13 protein-coding genes are annotated in these 17,826 nt (G+C 59.5%); 2 read left to right on the forward strand and 11 right to left on the reverse strand.

Translation table 11 applies throughout. The features are described 5' to 3' along the window. Positions 1–39 precede the first annotated feature (39 nt). Both HUU46_11925 and HUU46_11930 read right to left on the reverse strand, forming a co-directional pair. Positions 40–1,974, reverse strand: coding sequence for an acyl-CoA dehydrogenase family protein (locus HUU46_11925; GenBank protein NUM54345.1), 1,935 nt, complete (start codon positions 1,972–1,974; stop codon positions 40–42). A 241-nt stretch (positions 1,975–2,215) separates the two neighbouring features. Beyond that, positions 2,216–4,675, reverse strand: a complete 2,460-nt coding sequence (locus HUU46_11930) for a protein kinase (protein ID NUM54346.1) — start codon at positions 4,673–4,675, stop codon at positions 2,216–2,218. A 334-nt stretch (positions 4,676–5,009) separates the two neighbouring features. Here HUU46_11930 and HUU46_11935 point away from each other — a divergent pair, with 334 nt between their 5' ends. Beyond that, positions 5,010–5,945: a metallophosphoesterase gene (locus HUU46_11935; protein ID NUM54347.1), complete on the forward strand. Its 936-nt coding sequence runs from the start codon at positions 5,010–5,012 to the stop codon at positions 5,943–5,945. Between the two features lie 135 nt (positions 5,946–6,080). On the opposite strand, the gene HUU46_11940 is transcribed toward HUU46_11935, so the two are convergent. From HUU46_11940 to mdh, 6 genes are all read right to left on the reverse strand, one after another. Beyond that, positions 6,081–7,490: a BNR-4 repeat-containing protein gene (locus HUU46_11940; GenBank protein NUM54348.1), complete on the reverse strand. Its 1,410-nt coding sequence runs from the start codon at positions 7,488–7,490 to the stop codon at positions 6,081–6,083. A gap of 98 nt (positions 7,491–7,588) precedes the next feature. Further along, complete coding sequence (locus HUU46_11945; protein NUM54349.1) at positions 7,589–8,875, reverse strand: glycosyltransferase; 1,287 nt, start codon at positions 8,873–8,875, stop codon at positions 7,589–7,591. A gap of 21 nt (positions 8,876–8,896) precedes the next feature. Then, positions 8,897–9,226 (reverse strand): helix-turn-helix transcriptional regulator, encoded by a 330-nt coding sequence (locus tag HUU46_11950; protein NUM54350.1) that lies wholly within the window; start codon positions 9,224–9,226, stop codon positions 8,897–8,899. 2 nt (positions 9,227–9,228) lie between these two features. Further along, a complete protein-coding gene (locus tag HUU46_11955) occupies positions 9,229–9,594 on the reverse strand; it encodes a type II toxin-antitoxin system RelE/ParE family toxin (protein NUM54351.1) in 366 nt (121 codons plus the stop codon). 57 nt (positions 9,595–9,651) lie between these two features. Then, positions 9,652–10,494: a BON domain-containing protein gene (locus HUU46_11960; GenBank protein NUM54352.1), complete on the reverse strand. Its 843-nt coding sequence runs from the start codon at positions 10,492–10,494 to the stop codon at positions 9,652–9,654. Beyond that, the gene (gene mdh / locus HUU46_11965; GenBank protein NUM54353.1) at positions 10,494–11,444 is read right to left on the reverse strand and encodes a malate dehydrogenase; all 951 of its coding nucleotides are present in this window, start codon (positions 11,442–11,444) and stop codon (positions 10,494–10,496) included. Before mdh ends, HUU46_11960 begins: the two co-directional genes overlap by 1 nt. Before the next feature lie 351 nt (positions 11,445–11,795). Here mdh and HUU46_11970 point away from each other — a divergent pair, with 351 nt between their 5' ends. Then, positions 11,796–13,511 carry a DEAD/DEAH box helicase gene (locus HUU46_11970; protein NUM54354.1) on the forward strand — a complete coding sequence of 572 codons (1,716 nt, stop codon included), beginning with the start codon at positions 11,796–11,798 and terminating at the stop codon, positions 13,509–13,511. A 72-nt stretch (positions 13,512–13,583) separates the two neighbouring features. Here the strand turns inward: HUU46_11970 and HUU46_11975 are convergent, their stop codons facing one another. From HUU46_11975 to HUU46_11985, 3 genes are all read right to left on the reverse strand, one after another. After that, positions 13,584–14,258 carry a DUF4276 family protein gene (locus HUU46_11975; GenBank protein ID NUM54355.1) on the reverse strand — a complete coding sequence of 225 codons (675 nt, stop codon included), beginning with the start codon at positions 14,256–14,258 and terminating at the stop codon, positions 13,584–13,586. After that, positions 14,255–15,349 (reverse strand): AAA family ATPase, encoded by a 1,095-nt coding sequence (locus HUU46_11980; protein NUM54356.1) that lies wholly within the window; start codon positions 15,347–15,349, stop codon positions 14,255–14,257. The genes HUU46_11975 and HUU46_11980 overlap by 4 nt, the downstream gene beginning before the upstream one ends. Before the next feature lie 66 nt (positions 15,350–15,415). Beyond that, on the reverse strand, positions 15,416–17,812 hold the full coding sequence (locus HUU46_11985; GenBank protein ID NUM54357.1) for a hypothetical protein: 2,397 nt from the start codon (positions 17,810–17,812) through the stop codon (positions 15,416–15,418). Positions 17,813–17,826: the final 14 nt, after the last annotated feature.

A 17,826-nucleotide genomic window follows, 5' to 3' on the forward strand; every position in this document is an offset into this window, starting at 1 on the left:
TATTGGCATCAGCGTTTCTTCGGGGGAATTGCTGGGTGCTTACTTCGCGTGTACGGGCAGGTCGATATCGCTTGGAATCTCGATCTTCTGCTTCGCGTAGTCGCGGTACGCGGGCGGGAAGTCGTCGATGATGTCTTTGATCAACCAGCGGTACCGGCCTTCCATGACGCCGTCGCCGACCTTGTTGAATTTGCGGTTGTGATTGTTCTTCACCGCGCGGAAGTTATCGGCGATGCGTTTGCGCGCGTTGCTGCAATACAGGTCCGCGAGTTCCTGCGGGCTTTGATCGCCCGGGTTCCGCGCGAGGTGGGCCTCCGCGTACGCGAGCGACGACGCCATCGAGAACAGGTCCACGCCGATGTCCACGAAGTTCGCCAAAATGAGCTGTTCGAACTCGAGCTTCGGCCCGTACTTCGCCATGGTGTGGAAGATGCCGCGCGCAAGCTTCTTGCAGGTCCGCGCGACAAACGCCAGGTGGTCCTGGTTCGCGCCGTTGAGGTGCTTCGTGTTGAAGTCGATACCCGACGGCATCCACTGCTTTGGATACCACGACGCATAGAACTTCGCCGCCTTCATAATCAGCGCAAACTTCGATTCCTTTTGGCCGGGCTTCGGCTTCATGATCGGCATCGCGAGGCTGAAGTGCGTATCGAGCGCTTCGCGCGCCATGATCAAGTGCATGATTTCGGTCGATCCTTCGAAGATGCGGGCCACGCGCGCGTCGCGCATCCACTGCTCGACCGCCGCCGGCGCGTCGCCGCGGTGATACAACGAATACGCCGATTCGTATCCGCGCCCGCCGCGCACCTGCAGGAACTCGTCTAGGTTCTTCCAGCAGTACTCCGTGCAGAAATACTTTGCGATGGCGGCTTCGAGGCGGATGTCCGCGTTCTCGCGGTCCGCATAGGAGCACGCGAGCCACACGACGCTGTCCATCGCAAAGGTGTCCGCGGCGAGGTTCGCAATCTTGCGCGCGATGCTCTGGTGCTTGCCGATCGGCACGCCCCACTGCACCCGGTCGTTGCACCACTGCTGCGCGATCGTAACGCAACGCTTCAGCGTTCCCGCGGACGCCGCGGGGATGCCAAGGCGCCCGGTGTTCAGCGTGCCCAGCGCGATCCGCAGACCGTCGCCCGGCTTGCCTATGATGTTCTCCTTCGGCACCTTCACGTTGTTGAACCGGAGCAGGCCGTTCGAGAGGCCCCTCAGCCCCATGAACGAGCACACGTGCTCCGTCGTGTACCCCGGCATATTCTTCTCGACAATGAACGCGGAAATCTGCGTGCGCTCTTTCCCGTTCACGATCTTCGGCGGCGTCTTCGCCATCACGACGAGAATGTCCGCCGCAGGACCGTTCGTGCACCACAGCTTCTCGCCGTTAATCAGGTAATACGATCCGTCCTCCGACGGCGTCGCCGTCGTCTCCATCTTCGCCGGGTCCGAACCAACGTCCGGCTCCGTCAATGCGAACGCGGAGATTTCGCCTTTCGCGAGCCGCGGCAGGTACTTCTGTTTCTGTTCTTCCGTGCCGTACATCTTCAACGGTTGCGGCACGCCGATGCTCTGGTGCGCCGATACCCACGTCGTGGTGCTTTGGCAATACGAACCGATTACGGACAGCACGCGGCTGTAATTCGTCTGCGAGAGACCGAGGCCGCCGTATTTCTTGGCAATCTTCATCCCGAAGATGCCAATCTCCGCGAGCGCCTTCAGCGTCTCCTCGGGGTATTGGCCTTCGCGGTCGATTTTGATCGGATCAACGTGCTTCTCAAGCACCTCAACGACCTTCGCGATGTACTCATCGCCGATCTTCTTGTCTTCCGGCTCCTGCAACGGATACGGATGCATCAGGTCCCAGCGAAAACTGCCGCGGAACAACTCCGCGGTAAAGCTGGGGAACTTCCATTCGGACTGGCGCGCGTCTTCCGCCAGTTCCATTGCCTTGTCTTTTGCCGAGTTGTCGTGTTGCGCCATGATGTCGTACCTCGGTTGTAGCCCAGAATTTAAGAAGACCGATATTACCTACCGTAAGGTATATTCATTCTGAATATACACCAGACCCTATCATTTGTCCAGCACCGTCCGCAGCCCCCCGGTTTCGGAGTGAACTGATCCCCTTGGCGCCCAAGCACACCGCAATTGTCGAGCATAGTGCTATTTTCAATAAATTCTGTATCGCCCCTTCTGGCGGCGGACAGGTTCGGAATCCCCCCCTTTACTGCGTCGACGCGGCAGGTACCGGCCCGAGACATATGTCGAAGTAGTCAATCGTTGTATCTTTTGTTTCCTCATTGATCGTGATGCGGCACATCTCTCGCCCAAGCGGCGGCCGACTGATCTCCGGCGGGTACACACTCGCGTATGCGCGGGTCGGACTGACCCACACGAGGCTGTGCGGTTCGCCGCCGACCAGGCCCGGAAAGGTATCGCTCGCGAGCCATGCCGACCATTGGCCGTCGACGAACTCAGCCAACCATAGTTCTTCGCCGTGCTCGCCGTCGTTCGCGGAAAACGCGAGGAACCGCTCGCCACGAACTTCGTTATATGGCCCGGACCCCTCGGGGCCGGGACGGGCATCGATGATCATCGTTGTCCCCTCCGGCGTACCGTCGGTCGCCCACAACTCCTGGCCATACACCCCATCGTCAGCGCGAAAAATGACGTGAGAACCACATGGCAGCAGTGGACCCGGATTTCCGCCGTCCGGCCCCGGGCGGATATCGCGCAAAAGCCGTGTGCCTTCCACAGTCCCGTCCGTGGCCCACAATTCCGTCCCAAGCTCCTCTGTTTCGACCGACAAGATGAGTTGCGCGCCGAGTTTGCAGGCGGACCGCACAATAAACGAGCCATGCCCCGGGACCATGTCGGCGAACAGCCTGGACTCCCCGGAGTCGAGGTTGTCGATCCAGATCTCCGTGCCATGTTTCTCGTCTGTATGCCTGTAAAGCACGTTGCGCCCGAGGATGCCGATCATGAAGATGTCCTCGCTTACATCGTGCAGCACGCGGATCGCATTTCTTGAAAACCGGTACCGGCACAATTGTTGGCCCAGCAATCCTTCTACATACGCGGCAAAAAACACGTCGTCGCCCTCAGCCGTCCACGGCAGGCTTTCCGGCAGCGACGCCGAGGGACCAGGATTCAAGTCTTGCACGATCGCAGTGTCTCTTCTGCCGCCCAACGTACACCAGAGTTCGTGGCCTTCGTTTCGCGTTCGGGCGCGAAAGAGGAGGGAGGGATACTGATATGCTATACAAAGCGGTTCGCTGCCCATTGTCCCCGGCATGATGTCGCGCAATCGTTGAATGTTGGGTCCTTCTCCCGCGTTCCAAACGCACTTGTACAGTTCCCCGCCCTCGTCTGGCGTCTCGGCGCAGAAATAGAGTGTCTTATCCGCGGCAAACAAATGGCGCGGCGATTTTGCGGTGAAGGATGGAACCAGTTCGCTCATGCGCCGGGGCACGTCTGTATTTCCGAATCCGATACTCCAAAGCTCCCGTCCGTGAATGCCGTCGTCCGCGGCAAAGAACACGTAATCGCCGGCGCGTGTAAATCCGTTTGGGTTCGAACCGTTGTCAACAGCGGCCCCGGCGATCCGCGCTGGCGTCCCCGCCGGCGCTTGCTCAGGTTCCGGTGTGGGCGACTGTGACGGCCCGGGTGCGGGTGATACGTACCACGCGAAACCGGCTACGCAAACCAGAAGGGCCACGCCCAAGGCCGGCCAGTACGTGCGGGCCGGCCTCGACGCCGGCTTTTCTTCGACCGAGACGGCCTCACGCGGCGGCAACGGAGACCGTACCGTTGGCGAATCGTCTTGTATCGCGACTGCAAACTCCGGCGCCGACCGCAACTGTTCGAGCGCGGCGGCGGCGCTCTTCAGCCGGTTCGCGCTGTCATGGGCAGTCAGCGCTTCAATGACTTCCGCGAACTCGCGAGAGACGTGCGGAATCGCATCGCGGCTCGTGTCCACCTGCTTCGTCAGGACTTGCTTCAACACCGCCAGCGGCGTCGCGCCTTCGTACACAGGCTTCCCCGTCAGGCCTTCGTACAGCACGAGACCGAGCGAGTACAGGTCCCAATCCGGTTTGGGCCGTTCGCCGTCCCAGACTTCCGGCGGCGCATAGCGTGGCGTGCCAAGGAAGAAGCCCGTGGACCCGGTGCGGGCGGCAATCGAATCGTGATGGACGGAATACGCGGTGGCGAGTCCGAAATCCGCCAGTTTGGCGACGCCGTCAGTGCTCAGCAGGATGTTGTTGGGTTTGATGTCGCGGTGGATGACACCGTGCTGGTGGCAGACGCGCAGCGCCTCGAGAACATCGCGCGCGATGCGCACCGCAAACTCGGGCGTGAAAACGCTGCGTTCCTGAACGCGCGCGAGCGATCCGCCCGCGACGTATTCCATATCGATGACGAACCCGATCTCCGTCGATTCGAGATTGTTGATGCGGACGACATTTGGATGGAGAATTTCGGCGACGATCTTCGCTTCCTGGCGGAAGCGCGACACGAACGCCGCATCGTTCGCCAGCGTACCGTAAAGGACTTTGAGCGCGATCCGGCGCGAAAGATAGGTGTCCTCCGCGAGGTACACGACACCCATTCCGCCGCGCCCGAGTTCCCGCTCGATCCGATACTTCCCGACGTTGGTCCCGGCCTGTAGTTCAGTCGTAACCATCTGCCTCGTCGAAGCCAGTCTGTGGGGGAGACAATCATGCTACAACAGCAAGACAGATTTTTTCCAGTATCTTTGCGGGGAAGGCGCCCGGTAATCGCGCGAGAATCGGTTACGATCTTGTCTGCGAGTGCGCACGTAATTGCGGTCCACTCATGGGAATAATCAGCGGCCCATGATATCGCCGCGCGATGTCAGGTCGGGGCATGCTATCGTGCTCGGCAAATATCGCCGAGATTGGAAAATGCGGCGAGCCACCCGGGATTTCCCGGCTCGGATATAGTATTCCCCGCGCAGGCGCCAAACTCGCAAAGACCATACAAACGGGACGGAAAACATGCAAAGCGAATTCCACTTCACGCGCCGCGAAGTACTGGCGGCGGGCGCCGCAACGGCGTTGCTCGGGCCAACAATTGCCGAAGCGGCGCCACGGCGCCGCTCAAAACGCAACCGTGCGCTGCGCTTCGCGCACCTTACCGACATCCATGTGCAGCCGGAGCGCGGCGCCGGGAAGGGGATGGCGGCGTGTCTGCGCCACGCACAGGAGCAGAAGGACGCGCCGGAGTTCATCGTGTTCGGCGGCGACAACGTCATGAATGTGGACGGAGCGGAAGGCGCGGCGCGCGCGAAGGTCCAGCTCGATCTGTGGCGCAGCGTGCTTCAATCGGAATGTTCGCTTCCGCACGCCGCCTGCGTGGGCAATCACGATGTCCTGGGCAATCATCCTGTGGACGGGAAGAAATGGGCGGTGGACGCGTATGCCCTGCCCGATCGGTGCTACACAATCGACCGCGCGGGCTGGCGTTTTGTGTTTCTCGACAGCACGTTTCCGGTGGGCGATGGGTACCTTGCGAAGCTGGACGATGGCCAATTCGAGTGGCTCTCCGCGGTGCTGCAACAAACCAAACCCGAAACGCCGGTGTGCGTTGTCAGCCACATCCCGATTATCTCCGCATCCGCGTACCTCTGCGTCGAACAGCCGCCCACCGGCGATTGGCAAATACCCGGCTCGTGGGCGCACATCGACGCCCACCGCATCAAAGAGTTGTTCAAGAAGCACGCGAACGTGAAGCTGTGCCTGTCGGGCCACATGCACATGGTCGATGCGATCGAATACCTCGGCGTCGCCTACGCGTGCAGCGGCGCGGTGAGCGGAAACTGGTGGAAAGGCTCGTACCACGAATTCGATCCGAAGTATGCGCTGGTGGATTTGTACAAGGATGGGACGTGCGAGATTGAGTTGGTGAGTTATGGCTGGGTGGCGAAAACGTAGTCGACTTCGTCTTTCATTTGCACACGTCTGACGTGCGACGCAGTTACATCCCCCTAAATCCCCCTTCAAAGGGGGACTTAAGAGTGGTCGTGCGACGCCATGTACACCGCATTAAGTCCCCCTTTGAAGGGGGATTTAGGGGGATGTCGGTTGTGACGTCGGATGAGTGAACAACGCGGGCTTCGCAAACTCGCCCGCAATGGTCTCCGGCAACTTCCACACCTTGTCCCCCGCACGGTTCGTGAAATACAAACGCGATGCCGACGGCTCCAGCGGATTACCATCCGCCCAGAAAGCATAGAAGTCATCGTGCGCATTGAGCGGACGCCGCACGTAGGTGTGATCGACCTTACTGTTCCTCGAAACATCGCGCATCATCGTCCACGTTTTCCCTTCGTCGCGCGATTCCCATAGTTGCACTTCGCCGCCGGTGCAGTACGCCTGCGGCCCTGCTGCAGACGTCGCGAGAATGCGCCACGCGCCATTTTCGATATACAGACTGCCCATATCGTAGTTGTGATCGGCGGGACACACGATGTGAAACAGCCATTCCCTCCCGGTCCATCGTGCAACGCGCCACTCTCGTTCGCCGGGACCAGGCTTCCAACTGCGCGACGTTACAAACAAGATGATCGGGCGTCCCGCATCGTCGTAGTTCACATCGCAAATGTAAACCAACAAACCTTCCGCTTCGAATTCGTGTACGAGCGCAGCGTTCTTCGTTTCGGTAATTGGCGTCGCTACCGCTTCGCCCGCGGCATTTCGCCACGTCGCACCCATGTCGTTCGTCTCGACGTAGTAGAGGTTCGTGCGCCAGTTGAGTCCCTTCTTTTCCGTGTCGCCCTGAAATGCCGTGGGGTGGTAGTTGAACGCGGTGCCGACCTTCTCGCCGTGCGGCCAACTGACTTGGTAGTGCCCTTCGTCGATATGCGCCAGCAGTTTCGGCTCGCTCCACGTGATGCCGTCGGCGCTTGTCCTCCAGTTCAGTCCGCGCCCGCCTTTGTACACCGTGTGCAGAAACAAGAAGCCACGTTTCGGTATGTGCCACGGTTCGGGATAGGAGTAGTTGAAGTTCGCCATCTGCGTGAACCCATCGATCGAATACGGCACGTCGCTCTTGAAAATGAACGCAGGGCGCGACGCGCCGTGTGCTGACGCAAATACCCAGATATATCCCGCGTCGTCGATCGCCATGACGGGGTTGTCGTGCGCGTCGCCCGTTTCTTTGTCGAGCAGAATCGTTGGGCGCGGCACCTCGCCTGTCGCGTGATCGTAGTAACCAACCATCTCGACCAGCGCCTGATTGTTGTCCGGCTTCGCGCCGCCGTAGACGAAAAACGTTTTGTTCACCGCGGGTGCGTATATCGCAAAGGGGATGTGGTTCGACGGATACGTGCCCAGCCCGCCGCTGTACTTGTACGCGTACTGGTCCTTCGTCGGCTGATTCATATACCAGATGCCGCGGTAGCCGGCGTCTTTTGGAAGCGGATCGGCAAACGCGCCGGCAAACGCGATTGAAAGAAACAGCACCGCGCGAATTCTCATCCAAAAATTCGGCTTGTATACAGGTAGCATTCCTATTCCTTCGCTGGCAGCCCGTGGCAAAAGTCCCGTAGCGCCCGGTCTCCGCGCCGGGCGAAACGCTAGGCAGAGTTCAAATTTGGAGCGAGGGCCAGCGCCCGTTCGCGCGAATCCTTGGCGCGTCTGGTGTCACCAATATGATCGAGCACTTCGGCCAGACGTATATGTATCAGCGGATCTTCCGCGTCGTGCTTCAGCGCGGCGACGAGCATCGCCAGCGCGGCCTTCATATCGCCTTTCTCGAACAGCGCATCCGCTTCCTCCCGCATGCGCATGGCATCGATCCGAGCGAGCACTTCCGGGATTGTGGGCGCGAACGAGTATGCCGCCTCCAATTGCATGTGGGCCGCCTTCGCGTACCCGCGAATATCGGCGATCCGCGCCGCCATCAGCCGCGCGAGAACATGCCGCGGGGCGAAAGCCAGCGCGCGTTCGATCAAATCGTTTGCTTCATCCATTCGACCCTGTTTGCACGCAATCGCCGCGAGCGCGACGAGTACGTGGGGCGCGTTCGTCGGCGCGAATGGTTCCAGCACCTTCGCCGCCCTATCAAGTTCGCCGCGATTTAGCAACAGGTTCGCCAGCGTCGTCGCGGCGCCCAAGTGCGATGCGTCCAGCGCAAGCGCTTTCCGCAGCGCCGGCTCCGCTTCCTCCGGCCGGCCCAGCGCGACAAGCTGTTCACCCAGATCGTGCCATGCTTTCGCATCGGCCGGACGTGTCTCGGTCTTTCGCCGCGCAATTTTCAAATAGAATTCCGCTTTGGCGTTTCCGCCTCTTCCGAACCCATGGTGATGAATCACGATCTCGTGTTCCGCGCGTACGACTCCACCGCGCTCGATCACGCTTTCCGTAATGTTTTCGTGTACCGGCTCGCGGTACTCGAACCCGCGACGATTACGGAACAGGCGCAAAAGCGGCACCGCGATATACCCCGCTTTTCCCCGCGCGTTTGGATCGCCCGCGCCAACGGGCACCCACAACCACGCGCGCACGTCGTCGCTGTAGTTCGCGAGCGTCAACTCGATCGCATCCGCGCCGTCGCCGTCCGCGTCCACGAGACCGCGAATCGCCTGCGCGCCGGCTTCGTCGAGCGTTTCGTCCGCGTCCATGTGCAGCAGCCAATCGCCCGCCGCGGAGGCGAGCACGGCGTTTCGCGCGGCGGCAAAGTCGTCGTTCCACGGCACGTCGATCACGCGCGCGCCAAACCCGGCCGCAATCGCTTTCGAATTGTCCGTCGAACCCGTATCGCCAACGACAATTTCGTCCGCAATCGCGCGGACACTCTCAAGGCATTGCGGAAGCCAGTCCGCCTCGTTCTTGACGATCATGACAATGCCTAGCGCGGGCATGACGCCGTCCCGTTGTGACGACTAAAGTGACACGTGCTTCGCGGCGGCGCGGCGCGGGAAAGTTACCGCGACGGTGCGATCGAGTGCGGCGGCAACGCGGCGTAACATTGTGAGCGAATGCCCTTCGTAGTCGGCGTTTTCGAGGCGTGAGATAACCGAGGTAGTCGTGCCGACGCGGCGGGCGAGTTCCGCCTGAGTTATGCCCGCTCGATTGCGCAGGTCGTAAAGCCGGCGCGCAATGGCTGCGTTTTGACGTTCCGACTCCAATGCCGCGAGGCGCTGCGGCTTCCCCGCATAGAACTCCCGGTGGATTATGTCGAGTGCGTCACGCTTCTTTTTTTGAGCGGCCATTCTTAAACCTCCAACGTGTGCCGCGCTGGGCCTGCTTCATAGCGCCGCTTGCGTTTCGGCGCAATTTCAATATCAGCACTGGGAACTCGTTGTTCCTTCGTGAGTGCATGCGCAAGAACGACGGCGTCCTTTCCGTGAAAGAAATACATAATCCTGTAGTTGATCGTCTGATAGTGACTGCGCAACTCGTAAATACCGTCGCGAAGGTAGTCCGCCTCCGGCCGGCGCAACTCGTGTCCCAGATCGCGAAGGCGTTCGATGCGCACGACGCATTTGTCCCTGGCCTTATCGTTCAATCCGCGCAACCAGTCCAGCACTGGCGCGGTGCCATCCGATTCGCGGAAGAATACGACGCGTGTTTTCGGCACGACACCTCAATGATTTCGCAAATTTGCGAAAATATCAACTTCGGTATACGGGGCGGATTATGGCGCCGGGGGCGGCGCTGTCGGTGCGGGCGGCGCGTACACCTTCAAATCGTTCTGGACCTGCGTCACCCCGCTGATGCTCGCCGCAAGTTTCTCCGCGGCCTCGCGCTGCGCTTCGGTGTCGACCGTGCCGGTGAGGATGCACAGCCCATCGACAACCTTTACGTTCAGGTTCCGTGTGGTCACGTACCGGTTCACCAGCAGATTGCTCTTCACGCGCGCCGCGACCACGTCGTCGGACACCGCCCGCGTCACGGTCGAGATGGGATCAACGGACTGCGCCGCGTGCACGGTGATGTTGTTCGTTACTGCGTTCACGCCGCGCGTGTCCATCACAATCTTTTCGATGCTTTGCTTCGCGAACTCGTTGCCGACCACGCCGAAGATTGTCACACTGCCGCCGTCGCATTCGACGCCGATGTTCAATCCCTTGAGTTCTCGGTTCCAGAGCAGGTTCGATCGGATCGCCGCCTTGAGCGACGCGTCGTCAATGCGCTGCCGCCACGTCTTTGGGGGCCGCTGGGAGACGACCGTGCCCACGACCGTCAGTTCGTTCTTCACGTCGGTCACGCCGTCAACGGTCTTCGCGAGGTCCGTGGCGAGCTGCTTCTGCACGTCGTCCGACACCGTGCCGGTCAGCGTGACAACGCCATTGTTCGTTGTCGTATTGATATTGAACGGACTGAGGTGCTCGTTCACCGCGAACAGCGTTTCGATGCGCGCGGTAATCGCCGTGTCGGTAACTGCTTCCTTTGTGCCTTCAAGCGCGCCTTGAGCGTTGGCGGCAAGGGCCGCGCCGACAATACCGAATAGTATCGCGGCTTTGGACAACCACTGCATTACAGGATTCCCAGTTGCTTCAACCCATCGATTCCGCTGCGCACTTCATCCGACGATTTGTGCAGCGCGGCCTTCTGATCGGCGGTCAGTTCGAGCTCGATAATATCCATCACGCCCGCGTGGCCGATCTTGCACGGCACGCCCGCGTATACATCCTTCAATCCGTACAGTCCATCGAGATACGCGGCGCACGGCAAGATTTGCTGTTCGTCGCGCAGGATCGCTTCCGCCATGCGCGCGGCGCTCGCGCCCGGCGCGTAATAGGCGCTGCCTGTCTTCAGCAGCGCGACGATCTCGCCGCCACCCTTGCGCGTGCGTTCGACAATTGCGTCCACCCGCTCCCTCGGCATCAGCTTCGTGATCGGAATACCCGACACGGTCGTGTACTCCGGCAGCGGCACCATGTCGTCGCCGTGCGAACCGAGCACCATCGTGTCCACGTTCTTCATGCTGCACCCGAGTTCCATCGCCACGAACGCGCGCATGCGCGAGCTGTCGAGGATTCCCGCCATGCCGATGACGCGGCTCGCCGGAAAGCCGAGCTTCTTGTACGCGACGTAGGCCATCACATCAAGCGGGTTTGTCACGATGATCACCACCGAATTCGGCGCGTGCTTCTTGATGTTCTCGCACACGTCGGTGATGATCCGGCCGTTCTTCTCGAGCAGGTCGAGCCGCGTCATGCCCGGCTTGCGCGGCAGCCCCGCCGTCACCACGCAGACGTCCGCGCCCGCGATGTCCTTGTAATCGTTTGTGCCCGTGGCCACGCAGCTATAGCCGCGCACCGGCCCGGCTTCCGTCAAATCGAGCGCCTTGCCCTGCGGCACGCCCTCGACCACGTCGGTCAGGACAACGTCCCCCAATTCCATATCCAGACAATACTGCGCGCACGCCGCGCCCACGTTGCCCGCGCCAATGCACGCAATCTTGAACCGCTTACCCGATGCCATGACTCAAAAACCCTCCGCCCAAGTTAATCCCCAGAAGTGTCAAAGTATATCCCTCTTTTCCGCGTTCAATCCAAAATCCAAAATCCAAAATCCAAAATAGGCATAAATCGTTCAATCTAACCACGTTAAGGAGCCAATTGCTTTCCGGTTCCAAACCTGCTAGACTCCTCCCCAGTGTAGGCCTGCCGAATCGGTCGCAGGTAAATTAACACAGTCTTTTCTCCTACATAGCGCAATTCCAGAGTCTGGGTTTCCCGCCTGAGCGTTATCCCCCGATTTAATCGTGCTGAAAAGGCCTCACGGGTCACGTGTGCCTAATCGATGCACCGCAGTACCCATAGGGAGTATTTTGTGTCTTTTGACAACCTGAACATCGATCCGCGTTGCCTCCGTGTGTTGAAGGCGAACCGGATCGCCACCCCAACCCCCGTCCAGGCGCAGGCCATTCCTGTCGCGCTCGAGGGCTGCGACGTGATCGCCATCGCCCAGACCGGCACCGGCAAGACGCTTGCCTTCGGCCTGCCGTCGCTCACGCGCCTCGCGCGCGAAAACGTCCGCGGCACGCGCATGCTTGTCCTCGCGCCCACGCGCGAACTCGCGCAGCAGGTGCACGATGTGCTGGATCCCCATGCGCGCGCGCTGGGCCTTCGCGCCGCGTGCGTATACGGCGGCGTCGGCATGGAGCGCCAGGCGCAGGCCCTGCGCAACGGGACGCCGATCATCGTGGCGACGCCGGGCCGCCTGATCGATCACATGCAGCGCGGCAACGTGAACTTCAAGCACCTGTCGATCCTCGTGCTCGACGAAGCCGACCGCATGCTCGACATGGGCTTCATGCCCAGCATCGAGCGCATTCTCCGGGAAGTGCCGAAGGAACGCCAGACAATGATGTTCTCCGCGACCTTCCCGAAGGAAATCGCCGAACTGACGAAGAGCATGCAGCGCGACGCCATCCGCATTCAGGTCGGCGCGCCCGCGCAGCCCGCGAAGGACGTGAAGCAGGGCGTATACGCTGTGCACGGCGACAAGAAACTCGGTTTGCTCGCCGATATCCTGCGCAAGGATGAGGTGACATCCGCGCTCGTGTTCCTCCGCACCAAGCACCGCACCGACAAGATCGCGAAAGCGTTGCACAAGGAAGGCTTCAAAGCGCAGGCGATTCACGGCGGGCGCTCGCAGCGCCAGCGCCAGCAGGCCATCGACGGCTTCCGCGCCGGACACTACAACGTCCTCGTCGCGACGGACGTCGCCGCGCGCGGACTCGACGTGCAGGGCATCAGCCACGTCGTGAACTTCGACGTGCCGAACTGCTCGGACGATTACGTCCACCGCATCGGCCGCACCGGCCGCGCCAACGCCAGCGGCGTCGCGTACACGCTCGTGTGCCCCGAAGAAGGACGCACCCTGCGCGAGATCGAACGCGACCTCGGCAACGTAATCCCCCGCGAAGACTGGGACGGCGCCATCCACATCGATACCAACGGTCCCGCGCAGCAGGAACGTTGGGGCAACCGCAAACGCGATGTAACCTCGCGCCACGGCGACCGCAATGGACGCGGCAGATCCAGCCGCGGCGGCGATCGCGATCGCGCGCGCGCCCCGCGTAGTTACGAGGCGCGCGAAAACTCGGACAATCGCCAGCGCTCGGCCTCGCGCGAGGGCGCAGACAGCGAACGGCGTAACGATGCGCGTCACGGTGCAGCGCGAAACCACGAGCCGCGCGAGCGTGCGCACGGCGATGCGCGCCGCGCGCCGCGCGACAACGGCCATCGCGACGGCAACGGCGCCAACAACCGTGACGATGAACGCATGAACAGCCGGAACGGCCGTTCAAGCGACACGTACTCGCGCGCGGAACGCGCCGGCTCGACGCAGTTCGACCGCGTATTCCGGAAGAATCGCGCCGGCGACTTCCTCGGCACGCACGAAGCGAAAGCCGAACGCACGGAAGGCAAACACGAACGCAGCGAACGTCCCGCGCGTCGCAGCGGCAACGATGCGCGAAACAACGGAGAGCGCCACGGTGCGCGCAAAAGCGCGCATCAAGGCCGCTCCGGCCGCCGCTAACGGGAGATAAAACTATCTAAAGCAGTAAGGTAAGTCGTGCCGTGGCTTGCTGGAAATTGAAGAGGGTACCTTTCATGAATTCGCAAAATCTTCCAGATTTGTCAACCACTCGGCAAAATGTGGGCACTGTTCACGTATAACTTCTAAACCGATCTTTGCGACGGTTAGGGGCCCGTGGATGACTTTTCTGTATGCCGGAAACAAATCCTTTATCCGTTTTGATGGTGCGGCATTGGGGTTTTCATTGATCTCTTCGGGTGAGGCGACGCTATTACAAATCTTCGCGAATCTTTGTTGTCTAGACTGCTCAGTCAAAATACGTGGGAGTTCGGACGCTGAACAGTATAACCACGCTTCAAATTCGTGAAGCGCCAAAAATGGTAAAAAATTGGAGGGCGCGCCAAAATGATGATGGATAGCTCGCTCGACATGTTTGACGCGTCGAAGTGGGGTTGGTTCTTGAGAGCGATCCCTCATTCCTGGAAAGTCATTGGGCAGCCCATAGTAATCCAATAGAGTCGTTACGAGGGCGTCGCCGGCACTATTCAACAGCCGATTCGCATCTTTCTCGAATTTGCCGAAGGTTGTTATTCCTCCTTTGAAATTCGGCCCGCTCTTCACTCGTTTGGTCACCAACAGCGTCACATGGAAATACAAATCAAGATCAAAGAATGCTGGACTCAAAATGTCCTTGACAAAACGCTCTTCCGTCTGCCCCTCGACGAGAATCAATACCCGCTTACTCACGGCCTTGCACCCAGAATATTTTTCTCCCACAGTTCTCCGAGGGCATAGTCATCCAGCCAGTTAGACATATCGGCCCGGCTGAGATGGCGGAAGACACTTTGACCATCATTGCGATCTACCGTCCACACGTCCTCTGGTTCCAGTTGGTTTACTAACGTTACTGATTGTGTTGCAACCATTACTTGCGTGCGTGTTGAGGCAGACGCAAGAAGGTGAGCCAAAAGTGTTATTGCTGCAGGGTGAAGTCCCAATTCCGGCTCATCGAGCAAGACCAAAGTTGGCAATTGTGGCTGCAAAAGCAACGTTGCTAAGCAAATGAAGCGCAGCGTGCCATCAGAGAGCGACGAAGTATTGAAGTACGAATCACTGCCTACGTGCTTCCACTCAAGCTGAATTCTTCTCTCATTTAACCGTGATGGGGCAAGGCGGAATGAATCGAAAAATGGCGCGATCTGACGAGTAGTGTCCTGGATGTTCTCAAAATAGTCTTGTTTCTTCTCCTGCAGCCAATATAAGAAGGCAGCAAGATTCTCTGCCTGTGGTCTCAAGTACCGATTGTCGTTGACGTCACAGGTTAATTTCACAGCCGCCGAGTCGCTTGTATCGTGAAAATGGTATACACGATAGCTGTCAAGGTCTGCTACAACCTGGCGCGCACATATGTGTTTAATCGTTTTGAGTCGAGACTCTTTCTCTGACAAGGCGACTGTTTTGTCGTACGGCTTAGAAGGGTAATTCTTTTTGTCGTGGTAATAAACAATCTCTTGCGCCACGATGAATGAATCTTGGTCAGTCGCGCGAAGTTGAACGTCGTATGCATTGGAAGTGTGCCCTTCGCCAAACTCCAAAAAAAACTCCATGAAAGAAGACTTCTTTCGGCCGAGGTAAAGCAGAGTTTCGGCACCGCCTTTTTGCTGGGTGTAGCCTGATAGATTTTGGGTAGTGATTTCGCGCAAAAACCGGAAAACTTCGATCAGATTCGACTTACCCGCTCCGTTTCCGCCGATAAATACGTTCAGAGATCCGAGCGCCAGCTCTTGGCTTCGGATTGACTTAAAGTTCTTGATTCGTACCTTTTGGAGTGTGCGCATGGGATGACCGAGCAAATTATTGCCGATTTGGCATGGTGCGAACAATTCAGTTTCTGGAGAGAACCTTTACTTCTTAATTAGCCACACCTCCGCAACTTGACAACCCCGTCCAGAACTTCCCCGGCCCGGAGTCTGCGTCCATTCGAGGGTCAACGCGCCGTCCTGCGTCGCATCCTTCGGGATATCGAATTCGAGCGGCGCGATGGGATTCGGCTTATCGATAAGATCGTGCACGAGGATTCCGTCGGCGACGAGTTTCATCTGTGTGTCCCACTTGTCGCCGGCGTAGACGGCGCGCACCTTGTATTCCGCGTTCGCGTCGAGGTTTTCATAGCGCATGTAGAGCGGCGCTTCGAAACGCGTCTCCGCGTCGTCGAACCACGAGACACGACGGTCGAACGGACGCGGATAATAACCGAGCAGCGGGTTGATTCGGTTCTCCGGATCGAAGTATTTCGTCACCTCGCGCACGAGGTGAGGCTGATTGCGCACGTCGCCGAGATCGTCGTAGAACCCGCCCGGGCCCGGATCGGTCCAGTTTTCAATCTCTTCAAGGGCCTTGACGCGATCCGGTTCGTCCGGCATTTCGCGTATCTGTTTGAAGCGCGATTCCAACCACAGCTTGTTGTTCAAGGGCCGATCCACGAAGTCGAAACTCGCGCCGCGGCCAATATCGATCGCCATAAACCGCGGCACGCTCGTCTGCATGCGGATACTTTGGTACAACGCCTCCGCGAGATTGCTGATGCGCTCGCGCAGTTCGGGCGCGGCACGCTCCGTCGCAGCGCGATCAAGGACTTTCTGCGCCGCGTCCATCGTGGCGTTCGACCCGACGCGTTTGAGCAGGTCGAACGCTCCCATCGCCTCTTGTTCCAAATGGAACTCGTAATTATCGCGCTGCTGCACGTAGGCGTCGAAATACGCGCGATAGGCGATCTGTTGGAAGCGCCAGTTCAACAGCACATGCGGATCGCCTGCCTGTTCGATCGACTGCACCAGCGCGAGCGTCTCGGGAATTGATTTGTTCTCCTGCAACGGGCCGACCCAGTTTTGCTCCAAACCGAACAACGCCTTTTCTATTGTTTCTTCATACTGCGGCCCGATGAAGTAGCGCGCATACTCGCGCATTACCTGATGAATGTCCGCGTCCGGGTCCCAGCCAAGCGCACTCCACAGCATCTTGTTTGCGTCGTCGTTCACGCCTTCGGAGTACGTGATGAACCCCGCGTCGTTATACGGATTGCTCCAGCGGAAGATTTCCGCATAGGCCACCGGCCGCGGATTGATCTGCTCGCGATCGTGTGTCAGCTTCAGCGCAATGTCCCAGTCCTGCACGGGATATTGGCACGAATACGAATGCGTGATGTCGGGATAATGCCGAATCGGATACTGCTTCGGAATCGCCGCGCGAAACTCCTGCGGGCCGAGCCGGTTCTGCGGCGCGAACACCACGCCCGTAAGCCATTTCGGCTGCTCGTTGTTCATGATGCCAAGCCACTGGTCCATCCATTCCTTCGTGAACCCCTGCGGCGATACCCACATCTGCGCGTTCGGGTGGAACTTGTGCAGGTTCTCCGTCTGTTTCTCCAACAGCGGTATCAGGTGTTTCGGTTCCGTGTGCCCCGGATCGCCGCCGGGCACCAGCAGCGCGTCGATGTGCGGAATCTTCTCGAACACTCCCGCCCACTCCGCAATGGCTTTCTCGACCGTTGCAGAGTCGCCGTAGTCCTTGTCCATCGCCGGATACCACAACCAGAACGCGATACCGTAGTCCGCGGCAATTTGCGATACGCGCGCCAACATGTCGATCTGCGTCAGCGTAAAGTGCGGACTGTCCGGCGCATCGTCGCTTCGCGGCGGGATAAGTTCGATTGCGTTCGTGCCGAACACGACCATGTCGCGGATGTACTGCTCGTACATCTGCGGCGTCCACGCGTCGTACGTGTTTACCTTCGGGCGATATCCCACCTGGTGCCCGCGCAACGCCACCTTCGGCGACGAGGTGATATTGATCGCGTCCGGCAACGTGACCGATCCGCGCGTCATGCGCAGTTCGCGCAGCAGGCGGCCCACGCCAAACAACGCACCCCGCGAATCCGCGCCAAGCGCCACAACGGTTGGTGGGTCCGCGTTTACGAGCTTGATCGCGTAGCTTTCGGGCGTGGTTGGCAACTGGCCCATCTGTCGATCAAGACGCCCGCGAAAAAACGGATAAAGATGTTTGTTGGTGCCTACGGCGATGACGGACGCTGCATCGCTCGGCCACTCGTATACGATTGGCAACCGCACATACGTCCGCTTCTCGATCTCGTCCGCCAGCATGTCCGCCGCTTTCCGTTCCGGCGTTGGCGCGTCTTCTGCCACGAGAATTGTCGCCGCCGTCAGATCGATTGGCCCCTCCGCCAAAGAAAGCGTCATCAATGTAAGCGCCAAGACATAGGCTCGAAGTACACCGTTGTTCATCGTGGCTTCCTTTC

The organism is Candidatus Hydrogenedentota bacterium (assembly GCA_013359265.1).
Taxonomy (GTDB): domain Bacteria; phylum Hydrogenedentota; class Hydrogenedentia; order Hydrogenedentales; family SLHB01; genus JABWCD01.